The organism is Streptomyces sp. NPDC013317 (assembly GCF_055563155.1).
The window spans coordinates 138,684-158,550 of record NZ_JBVHDX010000016.1 but is presented as its reverse complement, the minus strand read 5'-3'; the positions used below and the strand labels follow the sequence as shown (position 1 = coordinate 158,550).

Here is a 19,867-nt window from a genome sequence, read left to right as displayed (position 1 = left end):
TCGGGCTTTCCTCCGGGCTTTTCCCTTCGGTCTTTCGTGTTTCCAGCTTAGCAGATCCGTTTTCCGTTTCTGCCACCCGCTGGAGCGGGCTGCCGTTTCGGGAATTCGCTTTTCGCGCTTTCCCTTGCGGCGGGGTCAAACACTACCAGGCTTTTTCGCTCCCCCTGACCACTCCCCCTGCGGGCATGCAGAGGTGTAGACCACTGGGGTTAGGATCTGGCTTGATAGGTGCTGCCGACCCACGACTCAAAGTCGCGTTGGGGTCAGGCAGGAGTACGACAGTACATCCCACCGTCAGTAGAGGCAAATCGTTTCCGGGTAGCCCTAGGTCCGCCAACTGGTACGTCTCGTGCGGAACCGGGACTACCCATGACATACGCTTCTGAACAGTACGCCGTCCAGGACAGGCAGTGACGGCGCCACACCATCTCCGCCCCTGGGAGGCTTCCCATGACCACCGTGACGTCGCCGCTTGCTGGACGCGCCATCGGTCTCGCCGCAGTACCCGACCCCGTCTTCTCCGGCGCGATGGTCGGTCCCGGCACCGCCATCGACCCCGTACGTGAGCCGTCCGAGGCCGTTTCGCCGGTCGACGGCGTCATCGTCTCTCTGCACCCGCACGCGTTCGTCGTCGTCGACGGCGAGGGACACGGGGTGCTGACGCACCTCGGCATCGACACCGTTCAGCTCAACGGGCAGGGCTTCGAGCTGCTCGTGAGCAAGGGCGACACCGTGACGCGGGGACAGGCCGTCGTCCGTTGGAACCCTGCCGAGGTCGAGGCCGCCGGCAAGTCCCCGATCTGCCCCGTCGTGGCCCTGGAGGCCACGGCCGACTCCCTCTCCGATGTCGTCGACAGCGGCGACGTGAAGGCCGACGACCAGCTCTTCAGCTGGAACTGAGGTCGGCTTCGTCCTCGTGACGACCACGAGTTCGACATTCATCGCGGCGGCCGGGTGCCGCCGCTCTATCGGAGACGGGTGAGATGGAGACAACGCTGCGAGGCGTCGGCGTCAGCCACGGAGTGGCGATCGGCGAGGTCCGGCACATGGGTACGGCGGTTCTCGAGCCGCCGGCCAAGCAGATTTCAGCCGGGGAGGCGGAGCGCGAACAGGGGCGCGCCCGCCAGGCCGTGGAGGCTGTGGCCGCCGACCTCATCGCGCGCGGCAATCTGGCCGGCGGTGAGGCTCAGCATGTGCTGGAGGCCCAGGCGATGATCGCCCAGGACCCCGAGCTCATCGCCGACGTCGACCGCCGGATCGCGGTCGGCAGCACCGCCGAGCGCGGTATCTACGACGCGTTCTCCCACTATCGCGAGCTGCTCGCGGGCGCGGGTGAGTACATGGCCGGGCGCGTGGCCGACCTGGACGACGTGCGGAACCGTATCGTCGCGCGTCTGCTCGGTGTGCCCATGCCGGGTGTGCCGGACAGCGACGAGCCGTACGTGCTGATCGCGCGGGACCTGGCTCCGGCGGACACGGCGCTGCTCGACCCGGCGCTGGTGCTCGGCTTCGTGACCGAGGAGGGCGGGCCGACCAGCCACAGCGCGATCCTCGCGCGGGCGCTCGGTGTGCCGGCCGTGGTGGCGCTTCCGGGTGCGGGCGAGATCGGTGAGGGCACGGTCATCGCGGTGGACGGTTCCACCGGCGAGCTCTTCGTGGACCCGACGGAGGAGCGGAAGGCGCGGCTGACCGAGGCCGCCGCGGCGCGCAAGGCCGCTCTGGCCGCGTCCAGTGGTCCGGGCGCGACCTCGGACGGGCACAAGGTGCCGCTGCTCGCCAACGTCGGTGGTCCCGCGGACGTACCGGCCGCGGTGGAGGCCGGTGCGGAGGGCGTCGGTCTGTTCCGTACGGAGTTCCTCTTCCTGGACGACAGCAAGAAGGCTCCCTCGGAGGAGAAGCAGGTCGAGGCGTATCGCAAGGTGCTCGAGGCCTTCCCCGAGGGCCGGGTCGTCGTGCGGGTGCTGGACGCCGGTGCGGACAAGCCGCTCGACTTCCTGACTCCGGCGGACGAGCCGAACCCGGCGCTGGGCGTGCGTGGTCTGCGGTCGCTGCTCGACCATCCGGATGTGCTGCGGACACAGCTGACCGCGCTGGCGAAGGCCGTCGAGGGTCTGCCGGTGTACCTCGAGGTCATGGCGCCGATGGTGGCCGACCGTACGGATGCGAAGGCGTTCGCCGACGCCTGCCGTGAGGCGGGGCTCCAGGCGAAGTTCGGTGCGATGGTGGAGATCCCCTCTGCCGCTCTGCGGGCTCGTTCGATCCTGCAGGAGGTGGAGTTCCTGTCGCTCGGTACCAACGACCTCGCGCAGTACACCTTCGCCGCCGACCGTCAGGTCGGTGCGGTGTCGCGGCTGCAGGATCCGTGGCAGCCGGCGCTGCTCGACCTGGTGGCGCTGTCCGCCGAGGCGGCCAAGGCCGAGGGCAAGAGCTGTGGTGTGTGTGGTGAGGCCGCTTCGGATCCGCTGCTGGCCTGTGTGCTGACGGGTCTGGGGGTCACCTCTCTGTCGATGGGTGCGGCGTCCATCCCCTATGTGCGGGCGACGCTCGCGAAGTACACGCTGGCCCAGTGCGAGCGGGCCGCTGCCGCGGCCCGGGCCGCCGACACGGCCGAGGAAGCCCGGATCGCCGCTCAGGCGGTGCTGTCCGGGGAGTGATCCCGGTTCGTTCGTAGGTCTTGGAGGGGCTTCCCGTCACGGATGTGGCGGGGAGCCCCTTCTGTGTCAGTGGTGGGAGGGCCAGTCGTCCTCGTCGGGGGTGAGGGCGAAGCCGGCTCGGTAATCGACGCCGGGCTCCGGGGCGATCGGCTCTCCGGTGCGGGCGTCGGTGCAGTAGGCGCTGAAGACCTCGGCTTCGGTAAGGGGTTGGAGTGTCCCTGCGGTGAGGCGCCAGCCATGGAGGCGGTCGGGCGTTCCCGGGCTCGTGGTGCGCAGGACCACTCCCCCGGAGCTGTCGAGGGCGATGCCGGCGGCGAGGACGGTGGCGAACTCTGCTGCTTCCCCGCTGTCGAGGTGGGCGGGTCCGTCTCCGTCGCGGGTCGCGTGGACCACGGCGAGGAGGTGCTCGTCGTGAGTGGGGACGCTGCACACGACGTGGTGGCTGCCGGGGCCGGCGGCTTCGAGGAGCCGGGTGAGGAGGCTCGCGGCGTGGGAGAAGGCGGCTCGGCCGATGTCCTGTCCGCAGGCGGCGCAGTCTCCGGCGTCGGCGAGGAGTGTGGAGGCGTACTCCCAGGTGGCGTGGCGGACGGCGGTGTCGATGAGGGTGGGGACGAGGGTGGTCATGGGTTGTCCGGTGTAGGCGACGAGGGCGCCTGTGGCGGCCAGGCCGGCGGTGTAGCGGCTGCGGCTGGCGGGGTGGTCGGGATCGATGCCCGTGTCCTCGCAGTAGGCCGCGTACTCCTCGGGGTCGAAGAGGGCGACCGTGGTGTGTCCGCCCTGGGTGGCGAGGGCCTTGAGGAGGCCTTCGACCTGGCGGAGGTAGGCCGTGTGGTCGTCGAAGGCGAAGGTGGCGTACCGGCGCATGGCGGTGAAGTCGTCGGCGTCGGCGAGGAGGCCGACGGTGCTGGGGACTTCGCGGCGCAGGGCGCGGCGCATGGATGTGGTGGTGCCGGGTTTGGTCATGTCTCCCCCTGAGCGCTGTCGATCAGTGCTCACTCACCGTAGCCGTCGGCACTGACAGTGACGGTTTGGTGAGGCGTCCGCGGGTGACGCGGTGCTGTGCGGCGCCCGCGGCGACGAGGCCGAGGCCGAGGAGGGGCCAGGCGAGGGCGCCGGCGGAGATGACGCCGGCGACGAGGAGGGGGCCGGCGAAGCGCTGGCTGGACTGGGCGAGTCCGTGGACGCCGAGGTAGGCGCCCTGTGCTTCCGCCGGGGCGAGGGCGACGGAGAGTTCCCAGGAGGCGGTGGCGTGGATGATCTCGGCGAAGGTGAAGGCGATGACGCCGGCGACGAGTGCCGTGATGGCGAGGGCGCTGCCGCCGGTGGCCGAGGCGGCGAGGGCGAGGGTGCCGGCGAAGAGGAGGCCGGAGAGGGGGACGAGGAGGCGCCGGGCGGCCGGGGTGGTGGCGCCGAAGCGGGCGAGCGGGACCTGGAAGAGGACGACCAGGACGGTGTTGAGCACGAGCAGAAGCGGCGCCAGCCCGACGGGGGCGGTGGTGGCATGGACGATCCAGAGGGGGACGGCGACCTGGAGGATCGTGTCGTCGAGGAAGAGGGCGGCGTCGGTGGCCGTGTAGGCGAGGAAGGTGCGGTCGCGCCAGGGGCTCGCGGGCCGGGAGGTGGCGCGGTCCTCGGCGGCTCGGGAGGTGGCGGCGACGCGTGAGGGGGCGGGTGGTTCGGCACAGCGCAGGGTGAGGGCGGCGATGACGAGGTAGGTGACGACGTTGCCGACGAGGAGCAGGGCGTAGGCGCGGGTGCTGCCGGTGGCGAGTGCGGCGGCGGCGCCGAGGCCGCCGATGGACCAGCCGATGTTGACGGTGGTGCGCTGGATGGCCTGGTAGCGGACGCGGTCGGGCCCGGCCTGGCGGGCTGCGTAGAGCTTGATGAGGACGCTGCCGGCGCGGTCGGGGAGGGCGCCGAGGGCGGAGTAGAGAGTCAGCAGGAAGAAGTTGTCGGTGGTGAGGAGCGCGAGGAGGGCGGCGCCGCGCATGAGTTGGGCGCCGACGATGAGCCGGACGAGGGGGAAGCGGTCGGCGAGGCGGCCGGCGATGGGGGCGCCCGCGATGCCGACGCCTCCGGAGACGGTCATGAGGAGGCCGACCTGGCCGAGGCCGAGGCCGGAGACGTAGGTGAAGTAGAGGACGGTGCAGCCGGCCCAGAGGCCGGTGCCGGTCTTGTCGATGATGCTCACGAGGAGCATGCGGCGGCCGTCGCGGCCGCCGGGTATGCGCTTGAGAACGGTGCTGTGCCATGAAGTCCGGCGGCTCACTCGGTTCCCCCTTGACCTGAGTATTGTATTGATACATAGTTCAGTACGTGGCAACACAATATTCGATCCAGGGGACTACGGCCAAGGGGATTGCCGCGTCCGTCGAGCGCGGCGTGACCGAGGGCGAGCTCGCCCCGGGCCTCGCGCTGCCTCCCGTACGGCGGCTGGCGGACGAGCTGGGCGTGAGCGCCGGCACGGTCGCGACGGCGTACAAGGAGCTGCGGCGGCGCGGCCTGGTGGTCACGCGCGGCCGCGGCGGCACGGTGGTCGCGGAGGCGGCATCGGCCGCATCGCGGCGGCCCCCCAAGGTCCCGCCGGGCCTGGTGGACCTCGCCAGCGGCCTGCCCGACCCCGCCTTCCTGCCGGTCCTGCGCCCCCCGGCGGAGATCCGCCCGGTGTACGGCTCGCACCGCGCCGCGCCCCGCCTCACGGCCCTCGAACAGCTGACCGGAGACTGGTTTGCCCGCGACGGCGTGCCGGCGGAGCGCGTGACGTTCGCCCACGGGGCGCTCGACTGCATCGCCCGCCTGCTCTCCGTCGAGCTGCGGCCGGGGGACGCGGTGGCCGTGGAGGATCCCGGGTTCCACCATCTCCTCGACCTGGTGACCGCCTTGGGTCTGAGGACGGTGCCGGTCACCGTGGACGAGGAAGGCGTGACGCCGGAGGCCCTGCGGTCGGCGCTGCGAGCCGGGGTACGGGCGGTGGTCTGCAGCCCGCGCGCGCAGTGCCCGACCGGGGCGTCGTTCTCGATCGCGCGGCGGGACGAACTTGCGGCGATGCTGAGGGAGTTCCCCGACGTCCTGGTCGTCGAGGACGACTACGACGCGCAGATCGCCGGATCCGAGGCGCCGACGCTGGCCGCCGCGGGCCTCGAGCGATGGGCGCAGGTACGGACGGTCTCCAAGCGGCTGGGCATCGACCTGCGGTGGGCGGGGCTCGCCGGCGACCCGGTGACACTCGCCCGGCACGACGGCCGGATGGTCATGACCTCGGGCTGGGTCAGCCACATCCTTCAGGAGACGGTCGTCGGGCTGCTCTCCGACCCGGCGGTCGCCCGGCTGGTGGCGTCCGGGGAGGCCGCGTACGCGGAGCGGCGGCGGGCGCTGATCGGCGCGCTCGGCTCGTACGGCATCCGGTCGGTCGGCGCGAACGGGCTGAACGTGTGGGTGCCGGTACGGGACGAGTCGGCGGTGGTCAACGGGCTGCGGACGCGCGGCTGGTGGGTCGCCGCCGGGGCGCGCTTCCGGATCGCGTCACCGACCGCGGTACGGATCACGACGGCGGCCCTGGAGACGGCGGCCGCGGGGCGACTGGCCGCGGACTTCGCGGAGGTGCTGGGAGAGGCGCAGGCGACGTACGAGGGCTAGGAGCTCGGCGTGACGGCGGGGGGAGGTGAGCCGGTGGGCCGCTCCCCCCGCCGGGGGATCACTCGGCGGCCCGCTTGCGGGCGACCTCCTCGTAGAAGTGCAGCAGGTCGAGGTTGTCGACCGAGCCCGGGTTGACCGCCTTGGCCATCGGGGTGCCCTGGAGGAGTCGCTTGACGGGGACTTCGATGCGCTTGCCCGTGAGGGTGTGGGGGACGCCGGGCACCGCGATGATGTCGTCGGGGACGTGGCGCGGGGAGAGTTCGGTACGGATCGTCTGCTTGATGCGGCCGATCAGCGCCTCGTCCAGGGTCGCGCCGTCCGCGAGGTGGACGAAGAGCGGCATCCAGTAGCCGCCGTCGGGCTCTTCGAGGCCGATGACGAGGGATTCGCGGATCTCCGGGAGGCGTTCGACGGCCTCGTAGATGTCGGCGCTGCCCATCCGTACGCCCTGCCGGTTCAGGGTGGAGTCGGAGCGGCCGTGGATGACGACCGAGCCGCGATCGGTGATCGTGATCCAGTCGCCGTGGCGCCAGACGCCCGGGAACATCTCGAAGTAGCTGTCGCGGTAGCGGCTGCCGTCCGGGTCGTTCCAGAAGCGGATCGGCATGGACGGCATCGGGTTGGTGACGACGAGTTCGCCGACCTCGCCGATCAGCGGCTTGCCGGAGGGGTCCCAGGACTGGAGGTCCGTGCCGAGACCGGCGGCCTGGAGTTCGCCGATGTGGACGGGGAGGGTCGGGACCGCTCCGGCGAAGCAGGAGCAGACGTCCGTGCCGCCGCTCACCGAGGCGATCCAGAGATCCTCGCGCACCTCGTCGTGGAGCCAGCGGAAACCGTCGGGCGGCAGCGGGGAACCGGTGGTCGCCACGCACGAGATCGCCGAGAGGTCGAAGTCCCGGCCCGGGTGGACGTCGGCCTTGGCGCACGCCATGACGTAGGCGGCGGAGGTGCCGTACAGCGTCGCCCGGGTCCGCTCGGCGACGCGCCACTGGGCGCCGGTGTCGGGGTAGCCGGGGCTGCCGTCGTAGATGACGACGGTGGTGCCCGTGAGCAGGCCGGAGACGAGGAAGTTCCACATCATCCAGCCCGTGGAGGTGTACCAGAAGAACACATCCTCGGGGCCGAGGTCGCAGTGCAGCCCCAGCTGCTTCAGGTGCTCGACGAGGATGCCGCCCTGGGACTGAACGATGGCCTTGGGCAGGCCGGTGGTGCCGGAGGAGTACAGCACCCAGAGGGGGTGGGAGAAGTCGACCTGCTCGAAGACCGGTTCCACGTCGGCCGCCGTCAGGTCGGCCCAGGCCAGCGCCCCTTCGGGGGTCTCGGTGCCGAGGAGCGGGATGTGGACCACGGCGCGGAGCGTCGGGAGCTCGGCGCGCAGCTCGGTCACGGTGTCGCGCCGGTCGTGCTCCTTGCCGCCGTAGCGGTAGCCGTCGACGGTGAACAGGACGACCGGCTCGACCTGCTGGAAGCGGTCCAGGACGCTGCGCGCGCCGAAGTCGGGCGCGCAGGAGGTCCAGACGCCGCCGACGGCGGCCGTGGCGAGGAGGGCGACGACGGCCTCGGGGATGTTGGGAAGGTATCCGCTGACGCGGTCGCCCGGCCGTACGCCCAGGGCGCGCAGCTCGGCGGCGAGGGAGCCGACCTGGCGACGCAGCTCGGCCCAGGTGGTCGGGCGGGGTTCATGTGCCTCGTCCACATGGAGCAGGGCGGTGTCGTGGGGGCGCTCCTCGGCGGCGCGCAAAGCGTGCTCGGCGTAGTTGAGGCGGGCTCCCGGGAACCACGCGGCGCCGGGCATCGACCGGTCGCCCAGGACACGCTCGTACGGCGTGGAGAACCGGATGTCGAACCACTCGGCGACGGCCTGCCAGAACGACTCCAGCTCGTCGACCGACCACCGGTGCAGGGCCGGGTAACCGCCCTCGGACGGTGCTCCGTGGCGCTCGGCGGCCCAAGCCTGGAAACGGGTGACCGCGGCCGCGGCGATGCGTTCCTCGTCCGGCTGCCAGAGCGGCTCGGTGTGGGCTGATGTCATGGGGCGGGTCTCCCTGGGCGTGACGCGGGTCTGCGTGTGTCGCGCGCACGTGCTGGGGTGTGCGCGTGACGCGGCTGACAGGGACGATGCCATGTGATCGTCCTTCGCACCAGGGCTCCCCGCCCATGGTCGGACCGTTGGATATGTGCTCCCACCACGGGTGAACGGCAGTTGAACGAACCGCGCACCGGCCCTGGCCAATGGCAGGGTGAGCTGCATGGACGGTCGTGAGCTGGTGCGTTCGGTGAGGGTGTTCGGATCGGTGCAGGGGTTGCGGGCGGTGCGGTCGGCGTGGCGGCAGCGTCGGACCGATGCGTGGGGGCTGCCGCCGAGAGGGGCGGAGCGGGCCCGGGTGCCGGGGCAGGTGGGCGAGGCGAAGCCCATGCCGGGTGGCGGGATCGTCCGCTTCGCCCGTTCGGAGCTGCGGATCTCGGTGTCGGCCGGGGGCACGGTCTTCTGGGGCTGGGACGGGGCCGAGCCGCTTCCGTCGTACGCGTTGACCGGCGAGGCGCCCGAGCCCGATCCGCGGGCCGAGCTGGAGCCCGACACCGACGGCGGCTGGCGGGTGGTGTCGGAGCGGGTGACGGTCGCGGTGTCCCGGCACGGTGCGGTGGAGATCCGTACGCCCGGTGGGGTGGTGCTGCGCCGGGACCTGCCGCCGCGCTGGTGGGAGCCGGTGTCGGGGGGACCCGCACGCTGGGTGCAGCGCAGCGAGGTGCCGGCGGACGCCCGGTTCTTCGGCCTCGGCGGGCGGGCGGCGGGGCCGCGCCTGCGGGGCGGTACGTACCGGCTGTGGAACACCGACCCCAAGGGCAGGTTCCAGCCCGGCGACGATCCGCTGTACATCACGATGCCGGTGCAGTTCGTCGTCGCGGACGCGGGAACGCATCTGGCGTTCCACGACAACTCCTGGGACGGTCACGTCACCCTCGCCGAAGGGGAGGAGGGGGCCGGGTCCGGACACGACCGGCCGGGGACGTGCGAGGTCCGGATGAGCGGCGGGCCGCTGCGCTGCTGGGTGGTGGTCGGCACCCCCGCGCGCGTGCTCCACGGCTGGGCGGCCCTGACGGGCGCTCCGGCGCTCCCGCCGTCCTGGGCGCTGGGTCCGCAGCACGCGCGGTGGGGGTTCGGCAGCGCGCAGGAGGTACGGCGCGTGGTGGGCGGGTACCGCGAGCGCGGTCTGCCGCTGTCCGTGCTGCATCTGGACATCGACCACTACGACGCGCACCGGGTGTTCACGGTGGACCGCAAGAGGTTCCCCGATCTGCCGGGGCTCGCGGCGGAGCTGCGGGAGCAGGGCGTACGACTGGTGTCGATCGTCGATCCCGCGGTGAAGGCGGAGCCGGGGAACGCCGTGTACGACTCCGGGGCGGCGGTCGGGGCGTTCGTCCGCGACGCCCGGGGCGAGGAGGTCCGTGGGGTGGTCTGGCCGGGTGACTGCGCCTACCCGGACTTCACTGACGCGGCCGTGCGGGAGTGGTGGGGCGGACTCTACGAGGAGCGGCTCGCGCAGGGCTTCTCTGGCGTCTGGCACGACATGAACGAGCCGGTCTCCTTCTCCCCCTTCGGGGACCAGACGCTGCCGCGCTCGGCTCGGCACGTCCTCGACGGGCGGGGCGGGGACCACCGGGAGGCGCACAACGTGTACGGGCTGACGATGGCGCGCGCCGGCTATGAGGGGCTGCGCAGGCTGCGGCCGCAGGAGCGGCCCTTCCTCTTCTCCCGTTCTGGGTGGGCGGGCATGCAGCGGTACGGCGGGACCTGGTCGGGTGACGTGTCGAGCGGGTGGCCCGGGCTGCGGGCGTCCCTCTCGCTGGTCCTGGGACTGGGCCTGTGCGGGGTGCCGTACTCGGGGCCGGATGTGGGCGGCTTCGACGGCAGTCCGTCGCCCGAACTGTTCCTGCGCTGGTTCCAGCTGGGGGCGTGGATGCCGCTGTTCCGGACGCACGCGGCGATCGACGCGGGGCGCCGGGAGCCGTGGGAGTTCGGTCCGGAGGTTCTGGAGCACGCGCGTGCGGCTCTCGCCGAGCGGGAGCGGATGCGGCCCTACTTCGTCACCCTCTCCCAGCTCGCGCGGCTGACCGGGGCGCCGTACATCCGGCCCGTGTGGTGGGGCGCGCCGGAGGACCGGGCGCTGCGGGACTGCGAGGACGCCTTCCTGGTGGGCGACGCGCTGCTGGTGGCGCCGGTGCTCTCGGGGGGCGCCGACCGGCGGGCGGTGCGGCTGCCGCGCGGGCGCTGGTACGACACGGCGACGGGCCGGGCGTACGACGGGCCGGGGCAGGTCCTGCTCGACGCGCCGCTGTCCCGCATCCCCGTGCTCGCGCGGGCGGGGGCGGTGGTTCCCGTCCAGGGAGAGGACGGTGGGCTGGAGTTGGAGGTGTGGGCTCCGGCCGCCGGGCGGACCGGCGGTGGGCTCGTCGTACGGGACACCGGCGACGGGTGGGAGGCAGCCGAGATCGAGCGGTACGCGTCGCGGCTCGTGGGCGGTCGGGTGGTGGTGGAGCGCGTGACGAACGAGGGCGCGGTCGAGGTGGAGCTGCCGGTGCGGGTGCGGGGGCTGTAGGGGTAGGGACGCGACGGACGGCGACCGGATATCGGATCACGGATGTTGGATGTTGGATGTTGGATGTTGGATCCAACATCCGTGATCCGGTCTCCGGTATCCGATGACCTGGAGCCGTCCCGTCAGGCGTACGCCCCGGCGAACCAGCGCCGTACCGCCTCCGTGTGCAAGGGGAACGCCAGGACCGCCGGCGTGCGGAGGACGTGCCAGCCGGTCGTCTCGTCCGTGGGTACCGAGGCCGGGAGTTCGGCGACGGGGCGTGCCGGGAGGAGGCCGAAGAGCAGCAGGTGTCCGCCCGGGGAGCTGAGCGCGTCGGCGAGCCGGACGTCCTCGGCCGGCGCCTCGATCCCCGTCTCCTCACGCAGTTCGCGGACCACGGCGTCCCGCCAGTCCTCGGCGTGGTCGATGAAGCCGCCGGGGAGGGCGACCTCGCCACGGGCGGGCTCGATCGTGCGGGTGATGACGACGAGGCCGCTCCCCTGCTCGTCGGTGACGGGAAGCAGGGTGACGGCGACGGGCAGCGGGTTGCGGTAGGCGACCGCGCCGCAGGCGGCGCAGGCGCGGGGCCAGGCGGCGGCCTCGGCGTATCGGGTGCCGCAGCTGGAGCAGTAGGAGTCCTTCACGTCAGGACCGTACGCGATCACCCTTTCCCGTGCCCCGTGAACCTGATAGACGGTGCACATGACAGGACTTGCTTCCGTTCTCCGTGGACTCGCCGTGTCGGCGGCCGCCGGCCTGCTGGCCGCCACCGCCGCCGTACCGTCCGCGCAGGCCAGACCGGAGCCGAAGGCGCCCAAGGAGTTCGTGGCGCTGAGTTCGGTGGACCGGACGATCATTCAGGAGATGCGCTACACCACGCAGCACAACTTCGTGGGCGAGCCGGTCGACGGCTATCGACAGCCGCTCTGCATCCTGACGCGTCCCGCGGCCGAGGCTCTGCACCGTGCGCAGGTGAATCTCCTCGCGCGGGGCTATTCGCTGAAGGTGTATGACTGCTACCGGCCGCAGCGTGCCGTGGACCACTTCGTGCGGTGGGCCCAGGACCTGACCGACGAGCGGATGAAGAAGGAGTTCTATCCACGAGTCGACAAGTCGAGGCTGTTCGAGGACGGTTACATCGCCGAGAAGTCCGGGCACAGCCGCGGTTCGACCCTCGACGTGACGCTCGTACGGCTGCCTGCCGCACGGACCCGCCCCTATGTTCCGGGCGAGCAGCTCGTGGACTGCTCCGCCCCGCGGAACGAGCGGTTCCCGGACAACTCCGTCGACATGGGCACGGGCTTCGACTGCTTCGACACGCTCTCGCACACCGACGACCCCCGGATCCAGGGTGACCAGCGGGCCAACCGGCAGCTGCTGAAGGGGACGCTGGCCGAGCAGGGCTTCGTGAATCTGCCCGAGGAATGGTGGCACTTCACCTTCAAGCCCGAGCCGTTCCCCGGCACGTTCTTCGACTTTCCGGTGGCGCGGAGATCGGTGGCCGGGCACTGAGGCCGCGAGGGTGACGGGCGGCCGGGACCACCCCCGTGGGTCCCGGCCGCCCGTTCCGTACGTAGGGACGCGATAAAGGTCCGTACGGTTCTCAGCTCGCGGCATCCATGGCAAACTTCCTGACGCTTCGTCAGATGAGGGTGTCCCGGAGTCGGGGAGGGTCGTCGTGGCACGGACGCGCAGGCCGGTGGTGGCCGGATGGTTCACGGACGACAGTGGCGGTGACAGCGGTGACAGCGGTGACGCACCCTGCCCTGACGGAACCGGCGGAGAGAGCGGGTTCCGGCTCCTCGGCACCCGCTGTACGGCCTGTGCCTCGGTCTTCTTCCCGCGCGAGGACTCCTGGTGCCGTAACCCCGGCTGCCCCGGCGGGGGCGAGCTCGTCGAGACCCCGCTCTCGCGGCGGGGCCGCGTGTGGTCGTTCACCGACGGCCGCTACCGCCCACCGGCGCCGTACGTCTCCGATCCCGACGCGCCCTGGGACCCGTACACCCTGATCGCCGTCGAGCTGGAGACCGAGGCGATGGTGGTGCTCGGTCAGGGGGCGCCGGGGGTGCGGACCGGGGACCTCGCCGTCGGCATGGAGGTCGAGCTGGTGCCGGGCGTCCTCGACGAGGACGACGAGCACATCTGGACCACCTGGCACTGGCGACCCGTGCACGCGAGCGTGGCCGACGGGACGGAGGAGCGGTCATGAACGACATCGCCGTACTGGGTGCCGGGATGCATCCCTGGGGCAAGTGGGGCCGCAGCTTCGTCGAGTACGGGACGGCGGCGGCGCGTGCCGCGCTCGCGGACGCCGGGCTCGACTGGCGGGACGTCGGTTCGGTGGTCGGCGCGAACACGATGCGGTGCGGGTATCCCGGCTATGTGGCGGGAGCGACGTTCGCGCAGGCGCTCGGCTGGCAGGGCGCGCGCGTCACCAGCGTGTACGCGGCCTGTGCCTCCGGCGCGCAGGCCGTCTCCACCGCACGCGCACAGATCCTCGCAGGCCTGGCGGACGTGGTGCTCGTCGTCGGCGCGGACTCGGCCCCCAAGGGCTTCTTCGCCCCCGCGGGCGGTGAGCGGCCCGACGACCCCGACTGGCTTCGCTTCCGGGTCCTCGGGGCGACCAACCCCGCGTACTTCGCGCTCTACGCCCGTCGCCGTATGGCCCTGTACGGGGACACCGTCGACGACTTCGCCCAGGTGAAGGTGAAGAACGCGGCCGCGGGGGCTCTCAATCCGCTGGCCCGCTACCGCAAGGCGGTGAGCGTCGACGAGGTCGCGGCCTCGGCCGTCGTCGCCGATCCGCTGCGGCTGCTCGACATCTGCGCGACCTCGGACGGCGGCGCGGCGCTGGTGCTCTCCAGCATGGAGTTCGCCCGGCGCCACGGGCACCGGGATCCGGTCCGTGTCCGGGCCGTCTCCACCGTCACACCGACGTACCCGAAGGCGGTGCTCGACCTTCCCGACATCGCGACCGACTCTGCGGCGACCGTCTCCCCCGCGCCTCATTCCTTCCGCGCGTCGATCGCCCGCGCCGCGTACGAGGAGGCCGGGATCGGACCGGAGGACCTGTCGCTCGCGGAGGTGTACGACCTGTCCACGGCGCTGGAACTGGAGTGGTACGAGGACATCGGTCTGTGCGGGGCCGGCGAGGGCGCCAAGCTCGTACGGGAGGGGGTCACGGCCCTCGGCGGGCGCGTCCCGGTCAACACCAGCGGCGGCCTGGGGTCGTTCGGCGAAGCCGTGCCGGCCCAGGCCATCGCGCAGGTCTGCGAACTGGCCTGGCAGTTGCGCGGCAGGGCGGGAGACCGGCAGGTGCCCGGGGCACGGGTCGGGATCACCGCGAACCAGGGGCTGTTCGGGCACGGATCGGCGGTCGTGGCGGTGCGCTGAGACAGCGGCACCGCCACCCGGCGGGGCATCCGGTGCCGCACGTCCGTCGCGCCCGCCGCGGCCGGATGTCAGGTCGTCACGGGTGCTCCGTGGTCCGCGAGGACCAGAGCGTGCTGCACGACGGCCACGAGCACGTTCTTCACCGACTCCCGGTCGCGGGCGTCGCACATCAGGAGCTCGACCTCGGGGTCGAGGTCGAGGGCTCCTCGCACCGTCTCCGCGGGGAACCGCTGAGCGCCCTCGAAGCAGTTGACTGCGACCGTGAACGGGATGCCGCGCCGTTCGAAGTAGTCGATCGCCGCGAAGCTGTCCTCCAGACGCCGGGTGTCCGCCAGCACGATCGCTCCGAGCGCGCCCTGGGCCAGCTCGTCCCAGAGGAACCAGAAACGGTCCTGGCCGGGCGTGCCGAACAGGTAGAGGACGAGGTCCTCGCGGAGCGTGATCCGGCCGAAGTCCATGGCGACCGTGGTGGTCGACTTGTTCTCCACCCCGTGCAGATCGTCGACGGGCCGGCCGGCCTCGCTGAGCATCTCCTCGGTGCGCAGCGGCCGGATCTCGCTGACCGTGCCGACCAGTGTCGTCTTGCCCACCCCGAAGCCGCCCGCGACCAGGATCTTCAAGGTCACCGGTTCGACGAGCGGCTTGGTGCGGCTAGAGCGCCCGAAGGCCATTGATCACCTCGCGGAGAATGCTCACGTCCGGCAGCTCGGCCGGCGGAACGGGGCGGGTCACATGGACGAGTTCGTCCTCGACGAGGTCTCCGACGAGAACGCGGACGACACCGACCGGGAGGTCGAGTCCGGCGGCGAGTTCGGCGATCGACTGAGGCGTCTCCGAGCAGCGTTCGACGATCTCCACGTGCTCGGGGGAGAGCGTCTGGTCGCGGCCGGGGTCGTCGGCGGCGGGCTCGGGCACCACCACGGCGATCAGGTCGAGACGGTGCCGGGTGGCGGCGCTGGTCCGGCCTCGGGTCATCGCGTACGGACGGACCACCGGCCCGGCCTCGTCGTCGAACCAGTGGGGGGAGGGCTGCGGCGCCTGATCCCAGGATTCCGCGGCACGGGTGCCTTCGGCGTCGCGCCCGGCCGGGTGCTGCCCGGCCGGGCGCGCGGCCTCGGCATCGGCCGTGCACTCGGCCGTGCCCTCAGTCGTGCCCTCAGTCATGGAGTCCCCCCACTCACCCTCCGGTGGACAGCCCGGAGCGAGGCGCCGTCCCCAGGTGGATGCCGACCCGCTTCACCATCAGCGTCATCTCGTAGGCGACCTGGCCGACGTCGGAGTCGGCGTCCGCCAGGACGGCCAGGCAGCTGCCGTCGCCCGCAGCCGTGACGAAGAGGAACGCCTCCTCCAGTTCCACGACGGTCTGGCGGACCTTGCCCGCCTCGAAGTGGCGGCCGACGCCCTTGGCGAGGCTGTGGAAGCCGGAGGCGACTGCGGCCAGGTGCTCGCCGTCCTCCCGGGTCAGGTCGGCGGAGGCGCCGGTGGAGAGTCCGTCGCTGGAGAGCACCAGAGCCTTGCGGATGGATCCGACCCGCTGGACCAGCTCGTCGAGGAGCCAGTTCAACTCGCCGTTGCCGTCTCCGGAGGTGTGGGTTGCTGCGGCGTTCGGTGCGGTCATCGACCGTCCCCCTCGGGTGTCGTTCCTGGTGCTGTGGTCTCGGCGTTCTGCTGGCGTCCGCGCTGCCAGCCGCGCTGCATCGATGCCATGCGGCTGCGCACTTCCTCTGCGTCTCGCTCGAAGTCTGTGGCGGCCGGGGCACCGGAGCCCGGGGGCGCCCCGGTGTCGGCGCGGTCGCCCGTGCCGCGCAGTTGCGGCGCGAGGCTGGCCTGGCGGACCCGGCGGGGCAGCCCGCCGAACGGCGCGGGGCCGTCCGAGGACACGGGCCCCGCGGGCGGTACGGGACCGGCACCGGCCGGCGGTACGGGCCCGGCACCTGCGGGCGGTACGGGACCGGCACCTGCGGGCGGTACGGGACCCACCGGCGGTACGGGACCCGAGGGCGGCACCTGGCCGGTCGGCGGTACCGGGCCCGCGGGCGGTACGGGCACCAGCGTGGGCGGGGTGCCCGGGGCCGGAATCTCGTCGTCCGGGGCGGCGGAGTTCGGGTGGGCGCGGCCCGGCTCGTCGACCCGGCGGCCGTGGTCCACGACCAGCGTGGGCGGACGGCGCCGGGGCAGCGGCACGGGGCCGCTCCGGTCCTGGGCCCGGCCGGAGGACTGGTCCGGGGCCTGCTGATGCTGCTCGCCGCCCGGGGCGGGGGCGAGGCCGCGACGGTGGCCACGGGGCCGGAAGAGGCCGCCGCGCTCGCTCTCGGTGTCCTCCAGGTCCGCGGCGGACGGGCCGAGCAGGTCGTCGAAACCGGAGTTGCCGAGGGGTGCTTCGAGCTCGACGGGTCCGTCGAGGGGCACGTCCAGCGAGGCGTCGAGCGGCCCGTCGAGGAGCGAGGAGCCCGCGGACCGCCGGGAGCCGCCGGCCGTGGACGCTCCGCCCGGCACCTTGGTGAGCGCGGGGCGGCGGCCCGGCTGGTCGGCCGTGCCGCTCTGCCGGCCCTGCGGTCCGCGTTCCAGGGACCGGTCCGTGGACGCTCGGTCCAGGCGGAAACCCGAGCCCTCGGTCTCGGGGGCGTCGGTGAGCAGGGCGGCCGGGATGAACACGACCGCCGTGGTCCCTCCGTACGGCGACGGCTGGAGCGAGACCCGGACGTTCTGGCGCTGGGCGAGCCGGCTGACCACGAAGAGGCCGAGACGGTCGGTGTCGGAGAGCTCGAACTCGGGGGTCTCGGCGAGACGGAGGTTGGCGTCGAGCAGCAGGTCGGGGTTCATGCCGAGGCCGCGGTCGTGGATCTCCAGGGTGAAGCCGTTGGCGACCCGCTCACCGAGGACCTGCACGGCGGTGTGCGGGGGCGAGAACACGGTGGCGTTCTCGAGGAGTTCGGCGATGAGGTGGGTGAGGTCGGCGACGGCGGGGCCGCCGACGCCGAGCCGGGGCAGTCGGCGGACCTCGATCCGCTCGTAGTCCTCGACCTCGGCCACGGCCGCGCGCACCACGTCCATCAGCTGCACGGGCTTGCGCCACTGGCGGGAGGGCGCGGCGCCGGAGAGGATCACCAGGCCTTCGGCATGGCGACGCATGCGGGTGGTCATGTGGTCGAGGCGGAACAGATCGGCCAGTTCCTCGGTGTCCTCGGTGCGGCGTTCCATCGTGTCGAGCAGCGTCAACTGGCGGTGCAGCAGGACCTGGTTGCGGCGCGCGAGGTTGACGAACACCTCGGAGACACCGCGGCGGAGCTCGGACTGCTTGACGGCGGCCTCGACGGCGGCCCGCTGGAGGGTGTTGAGGGCCTGGCCGACCTGGCCGACCTCGTCGTCCTCGTACCGCAGATGCGGCACCTCGGTCTCGACGTCGACGAGTTCACCGGCCGCGAGCCGGCGCATCACACTGGGCAGGCGTACGCCGGATACCTCCTGGGCCTCCTTGCGGAGCCGGCGCAGGTCGCGTACGAGAGCGCGGCCGACGCGGACGGAGACGACGACGGAGACGAGCAGCGCGAGGAAGCCGAGGACGCCGGCGACGCCGGCCTTGAGCAGCACGCTGTAGGCAGCGGGCTGGACGCGGTCCTGGTAGCGGTCGCCCGCGGCGGTGTTCTCCCGGGCGAGGTCGTCGAGGACCGGGGTGGCCCACTGCTCCCACCTCTCGGCGGTGACCACGCGCGGATCCCGGGTGGGTCCCGCCGCGATCAGGTCCTCCTCGGCCCGGCGCAGCGTCTGGGTACTGGGGCTGCCCCAGTACCGCTCGAACCTCTCGCGCTCGGCGGAGGGGAGGATTTCGAGGTTCATGTCGTAGAAGAGGTCGCGCTGGGCGATGAGATCGGCGACCCGCCGGAGCTCCTCCGCCGTGATGCGCTCGGAGATGAGCGCGGAGACGACGAGCGCGTCCTCGCGCGCGAGCATCTCGCGGCCTCGGGTGACGCCGACGAGGGCCCGGCCCTGCTTGTCCATCTCCACGTTCTCCAGCGCGTGGAGGGTGGTGAGGAAGCTGTAACAGGGGTCGACCAGGCGGTTGTAGAAGTCGAGGGCCTGGATGCGGCCGATGCTGCGGTTCTCCACGGAGCGGCGCAGAGCGTCGAGGCCGTCGAGCGCGGTGAGCAGGGAGTCGAGCCGCTGCGCCGCGACGGGCCGCATCTCGCCCCGTACGCCGGACTCGGCGGCGTTCCGCCGGATGAGGGCGATCTGACGGTCGGTCGACTCGCGCTGGGTGCGCAGGGTGGTGAGGGCGTCCGAGGCTCGGGGGTCGGCGAGGTAGACCAGCGACTGGCGGCGTTCCTTCTGGAGGACGCGCGCGGTGTCCTCGATCGGGTAGCCGACCTTGTCGACGATGTAGCCGACGTCGAGGAGTTGGTCGGCCTCACGGCTGGTGATGACGGTCGCGAAGCCCCAGAGCCCGGTGAGGGAGAGGAGCGGTACGAGCAGCAACGCCACGATCTTCCGGCGGATGGACTTCCCGCGAAAGCGCATGGCCTCCCCCAGTTCGGCCGGCCTCCGCCCGGCGCGGAGGTCCTCCTTTGCGACGCCGCGGCGTCAACACACAGCGTCAACACATGGCGTCAACCATCAGCTTCAACAAACGGCGGCGCGAGCCTACTACTGCATCACAGCCAACTCGAAGGCGCATCTGGGCGATTTTCAGCCTCCCGAGTGAGCGTTGATCAGGAGATGTCCTGGTATTCGGGGAGTTGGTCTTCGACACTGTGGCGCAGGACACGTGGCCGAGGGCGAGCGCGGCCGATATGGGGATGGCTGGAAGTGTTCGTTCCGGTACGGAGCTGGGGAAACCTTTTGCCCTCGTCGAGCGTCATTGTCTGCGGGGAGGGGTGTGTCCGTGTAAAGCCACTCAAGACGGGCAGCCACCCCTGAGGGACGTTCAGCGGTGGGGAGTGACGTAACGATGGAGCACGAGGCGCGGTCCGCGCGGCAGTTGTGGGTGGAGGACGAGAAGGGCCGGCGTCGTCTGCCGGATCCGGTGCGTACCGCCGCCGTTCGAGCCGTGATGATCACGTCGGTGACACTGATACAGGCGGTGGTGGCCTTCTTCTGCTCGGTCACGGGTTCGTGGCTCGCCTTTCCGATGCTGCTGACCACGGTCGGCAGTACGGTCGTGGCGACGTGGGGCGTCCTCGACGTGTGGGTGACGCGCCAGGTCTGGAAGCAGCGGAACGGCGTGGTGTCCGAGCCGAGCAGTACGGCTCGGACGTCGCGGCGCGAGCGGCGGCGGGCGGAGAAGGCCACCCGGACGGCGGAGGCCGATCCTGGCCAGGAGGCTGCCGCTGCCGGCCAGGAGGCTGCCGCTCCGATACGACGGGCGGAAGCACCGGCGCTGTCCGAGGCGGCCTGAGCAACGGACCGTGGGCCTCGGGCCCGTTGACGCGGTCCGAGGCGCGACGGCGAACGGCCCGGCCCCCCACCTGGGGGGCCGGGCCGTTCGCGTACTCACGGGGCGACGGCCTCCTCGACCGGCGAACGGCGGAACATCCGGGTCGCGGTGATCTCGCCGTGGACGGCCCCGTCCTCCGCGGTGGGCTGCGGAAGGCCCGGGCGCAGATGCTCCTC

General features: G+C 72.1%; 16 protein-coding genes. 8 read left to right on the top strand and 8 right to left on the bottom strand.

The window, feature by feature from the left end; translation table 11 throughout:
- Positions 1–450 precede the first annotated feature (450 nt).
- A complete protein-coding gene (locus ACZ3IJ_RS31635) occupies positions 451–900 on the top strand; it encodes a PTS sugar transporter subunit IIA (RefSeq protein WP_383168327.1) in 450 nt (149 codons plus the stop codon).
- A gap of 83 nt (positions 901–983) precedes the next feature.
- Complete coding sequence (gene ptsP / locus ACZ3IJ_RS31630) at positions 984–2,654, top strand: phosphoenolpyruvate--protein phosphotransferase (RefSeq protein WP_467473780.1); 1,671 nt, start codon at positions 984–986, stop codon at positions 2,652–2,654.
- 66 nt (positions 2,655–2,720) lie between these two features.
- Here ptsP and ACZ3IJ_RS31625 read toward each other — a convergent pair whose 3' ends face one another.
- A complete protein-coding gene (locus tag ACZ3IJ_RS31625; protein ID WP_467473779.1) occupies positions 2,721–3,617 on the bottom strand; it encodes a hypothetical protein in 897 nt (298 codons plus the stop codon).
- Positions 3,618–3,639: 22 nt separating this feature from the next.
- The gene (locus ACZ3IJ_RS31620) at positions 3,640–4,923 is read right to left on the bottom strand and encodes an MFS transporter (RefSeq protein ID WP_467473776.1); all 1,284 of its coding nucleotides are present in this window, start codon (positions 4,921–4,923) and stop codon (positions 3,640–3,642) included.
- A 47-nt stretch (positions 4,924–4,970) separates the two neighbouring features.
- Between ACZ3IJ_RS31620 and ACZ3IJ_RS31615 the strand changes: the two genes are divergently transcribed.
- Positions 4,971–6,290 (top strand): aminotransferase class I/II-fold pyridoxal phosphate-dependent enzyme, encoded by a 1,320-nt coding sequence (locus ACZ3IJ_RS31615; protein ID WP_467473774.1) that lies wholly within the window; start codon positions 4,971–4,973, stop codon positions 6,288–6,290.
- A 58-nt stretch (positions 6,291–6,348) separates the two neighbouring features.
- Here the strand turns inward: ACZ3IJ_RS31615 and ACZ3IJ_RS31610 are convergent, their stop codons facing one another.
- The gene (locus ACZ3IJ_RS31610; protein WP_467473772.1) at positions 6,349–8,322 is read right to left on the bottom strand and encodes an acetoacetate--CoA ligase; all 1,974 of its coding nucleotides are present in this window, start codon (positions 8,320–8,322) and stop codon (positions 6,349–6,351) included.
- 217 nt (positions 8,323–8,539) lie between these two features.
- Between ACZ3IJ_RS31610 and ACZ3IJ_RS31605 the strand changes: the two genes are divergently transcribed.
- Positions 8,540–10,888 carry a glycoside hydrolase family 31 protein gene (locus tag ACZ3IJ_RS31605; RefSeq protein ID WP_467473771.1) on the top strand — a complete coding sequence of 783 codons (2,349 nt, stop codon included), beginning with the start codon at positions 8,540–8,542 and terminating at the stop codon, positions 10,886–10,888.
- A gap of 122 nt (positions 10,889–11,010) precedes the next feature.
- On the opposite strand, the gene ACZ3IJ_RS31600 is transcribed toward ACZ3IJ_RS31605, so the two are convergent.
- Complete coding sequence (locus tag ACZ3IJ_RS31600; protein ID WP_467473768.1) at positions 11,011–11,571, bottom strand: NUDIX domain-containing protein; 561 nt, start codon at positions 11,569–11,571, stop codon at positions 11,011–11,013.
- Between ACZ3IJ_RS31600 and ACZ3IJ_RS31595 the strand changes: the two genes are divergently transcribed.
- The 3 genes from ACZ3IJ_RS31595 (at position 11,570) to ACZ3IJ_RS31585 (ending at position 14,260) form a co-directional block, all read left to right on the top strand.
- Positions 11,570–12,379, top strand: coding sequence for a M15 family metallopeptidase (locus ACZ3IJ_RS31595; protein WP_467473766.1), 810 nt, complete (start codon positions 11,570–11,572; stop codon positions 12,377–12,379). The genes ACZ3IJ_RS31600 and ACZ3IJ_RS31595 overlap by 2 nt on opposite strands.
- A gap of 166 nt (positions 12,380–12,545) precedes the next feature.
- Positions 12,546–13,076, top strand: a complete 531-nt coding sequence (locus tag ACZ3IJ_RS31590; protein ID WP_467473763.1) for a Zn-ribbon domain-containing OB-fold protein — start codon at positions 12,546–12,548, stop codon at positions 13,074–13,076.
- Positions 13,073–14,260 (top strand): lipid-transfer protein, encoded by a 1,188-nt coding sequence (locus ACZ3IJ_RS31585; protein ID WP_467473761.1) that lies wholly within the window; start codon positions 13,073–13,075, stop codon positions 14,258–14,260. Before ACZ3IJ_RS31590 ends, ACZ3IJ_RS31585 begins: the two co-directional genes overlap by 4 nt.
- Before the next feature lie 68 nt (positions 14,261–14,328).
- On the opposite strand, the gene ACZ3IJ_RS31580 is transcribed toward ACZ3IJ_RS31585, so the two are convergent.
- From ACZ3IJ_RS31580 to ACZ3IJ_RS31565, 4 genes are read right to left on the bottom strand one after another with little or no spacing between them, the layout of a single operon-like run.
- Positions 14,329–14,931: a GTP-binding protein gene (locus ACZ3IJ_RS31580; RefSeq protein WP_467473759.1), complete on the bottom strand. Its 603-nt coding sequence runs from the start codon at positions 14,929–14,931 to the stop codon at positions 14,329–14,331.
- Positions 14,912–15,424 carry a DUF742 domain-containing protein gene (locus tag ACZ3IJ_RS31575; protein WP_467473756.1) on the bottom strand — a complete coding sequence of 171 codons (513 nt, stop codon included), beginning with the start codon at positions 15,422–15,424 and terminating at the stop codon, positions 14,912–14,914. Before ACZ3IJ_RS31575 ends, ACZ3IJ_RS31580 begins: the two co-directional genes overlap by 20 nt.
- Before the next feature lie 13 nt (positions 15,425–15,437).
- Positions 15,438–15,878 carry a roadblock/LC7 domain-containing protein gene (locus tag ACZ3IJ_RS31570; protein ID WP_383291348.1) on the bottom strand — a complete coding sequence of 147 codons (441 nt, stop codon included), beginning with the start codon at positions 15,876–15,878 and terminating at the stop codon, positions 15,438–15,440.
- Entirely contained in the window at positions 15,875–18,775 is a 2,901-nt protein-coding gene (locus tag ACZ3IJ_RS31565) for a sensor histidine kinase (RefSeq protein WP_467473753.1), read from the bottom strand. The genes ACZ3IJ_RS31570 and ACZ3IJ_RS31565 overlap by 4 nt, the downstream gene beginning before the upstream one ends.
- 430 nt (positions 18,776–19,205) lie before the next feature.
- On the opposite strand from ACZ3IJ_RS31565, the gene ACZ3IJ_RS31560 reads away from it, so the two are divergent.
- Positions 19,206–19,652, top strand: coding sequence for a hypothetical protein (locus ACZ3IJ_RS31560; protein ID WP_467473793.1), 447 nt, complete (start codon positions 19,206–19,208; stop codon positions 19,650–19,652).
- Positions 19,653–19,867 lie beyond the last annotated feature (215 nt).

Coding starts and splice junctions, on each gene's coding strand:
- ACZ3IJ_RS31575 (WP_467473756.1), bottom strand. CDS start 15,424: ATGACTGAGGGCACGACTGAGGGCACGGCCGAGTGCACGGCCGATGCC.
- ACZ3IJ_RS31565 (WP_467473753.1), bottom strand. CDS start 18,775: ATGCGCTTTCGCGGGAAGTCCATCCGCCGGAAGATCGTGGCGTTGCTG.
- ACZ3IJ_RS31635 (WP_383168327.1), top strand. CDS start 451: ATGACCACCGTGACGTCGCCGCTTGCTGGACGCGCCATCGGTCTCGCC.
- ACZ3IJ_RS31580 (WP_467473759.1), bottom strand. CDS start 14,931: ATGGCCTTCGGGCGCTCTAGCCGCACCAAGCCGCTCGTCGAACCGGTG.
- ACZ3IJ_RS31610 (WP_467473772.1), bottom strand. CDS start 8,322: ATGACATCAGCCCACACCGAGCCGCTCTGGCAGCCGGACGAGGAACGC.
- ptsP (WP_467473780.1), top strand. CDS start 984: ATGGAGACAACGCTGCGAGGCGTCGGCGTCAGCCACGGAGTGGCGATC.
- ACZ3IJ_RS31625 (WP_467473779.1), bottom strand. CDS start 3,617: ATGACCAAACCCGGCACCACCACATCCATGCGCCGCGCCCTGCGCCGC.
- ACZ3IJ_RS31560 (WP_467473793.1), top strand. CDS start 19,206: ATGGAGCACGAGGCGCGGTCCGCGCGGCAGTTGTGGGTGGAGGACGAG.
- ACZ3IJ_RS31595 (WP_467473766.1), top strand. CDS start 11,570: ATGACAGGACTTGCTTCCGTTCTCCGTGGACTCGCCGTGTCGGCGGCC.
- ACZ3IJ_RS31570 (WP_383291348.1), bottom strand. CDS start 15,878: ATGACCGCACCGAACGCCGCAGCAACCCACACCTCCGGAGACGGCAAC.
- ACZ3IJ_RS31585 (WP_467473761.1), top strand. CDS start 13,073: ATGAACGACATCGCCGTACTGGGTGCCGGGATGCATCCCTGGGGCAAG.
- ACZ3IJ_RS31600 (WP_467473768.1), bottom strand. CDS start 11,571: ATGTGCACCGTCTATCAGGTTCACGGGGCACGGGAAAGGGTGATCGCG.
- ACZ3IJ_RS31605 (WP_467473771.1), top strand. CDS start 8,540: ATGGACGGTCGTGAGCTGGTGCGTTCGGTGAGGGTGTTCGGATCGGTG.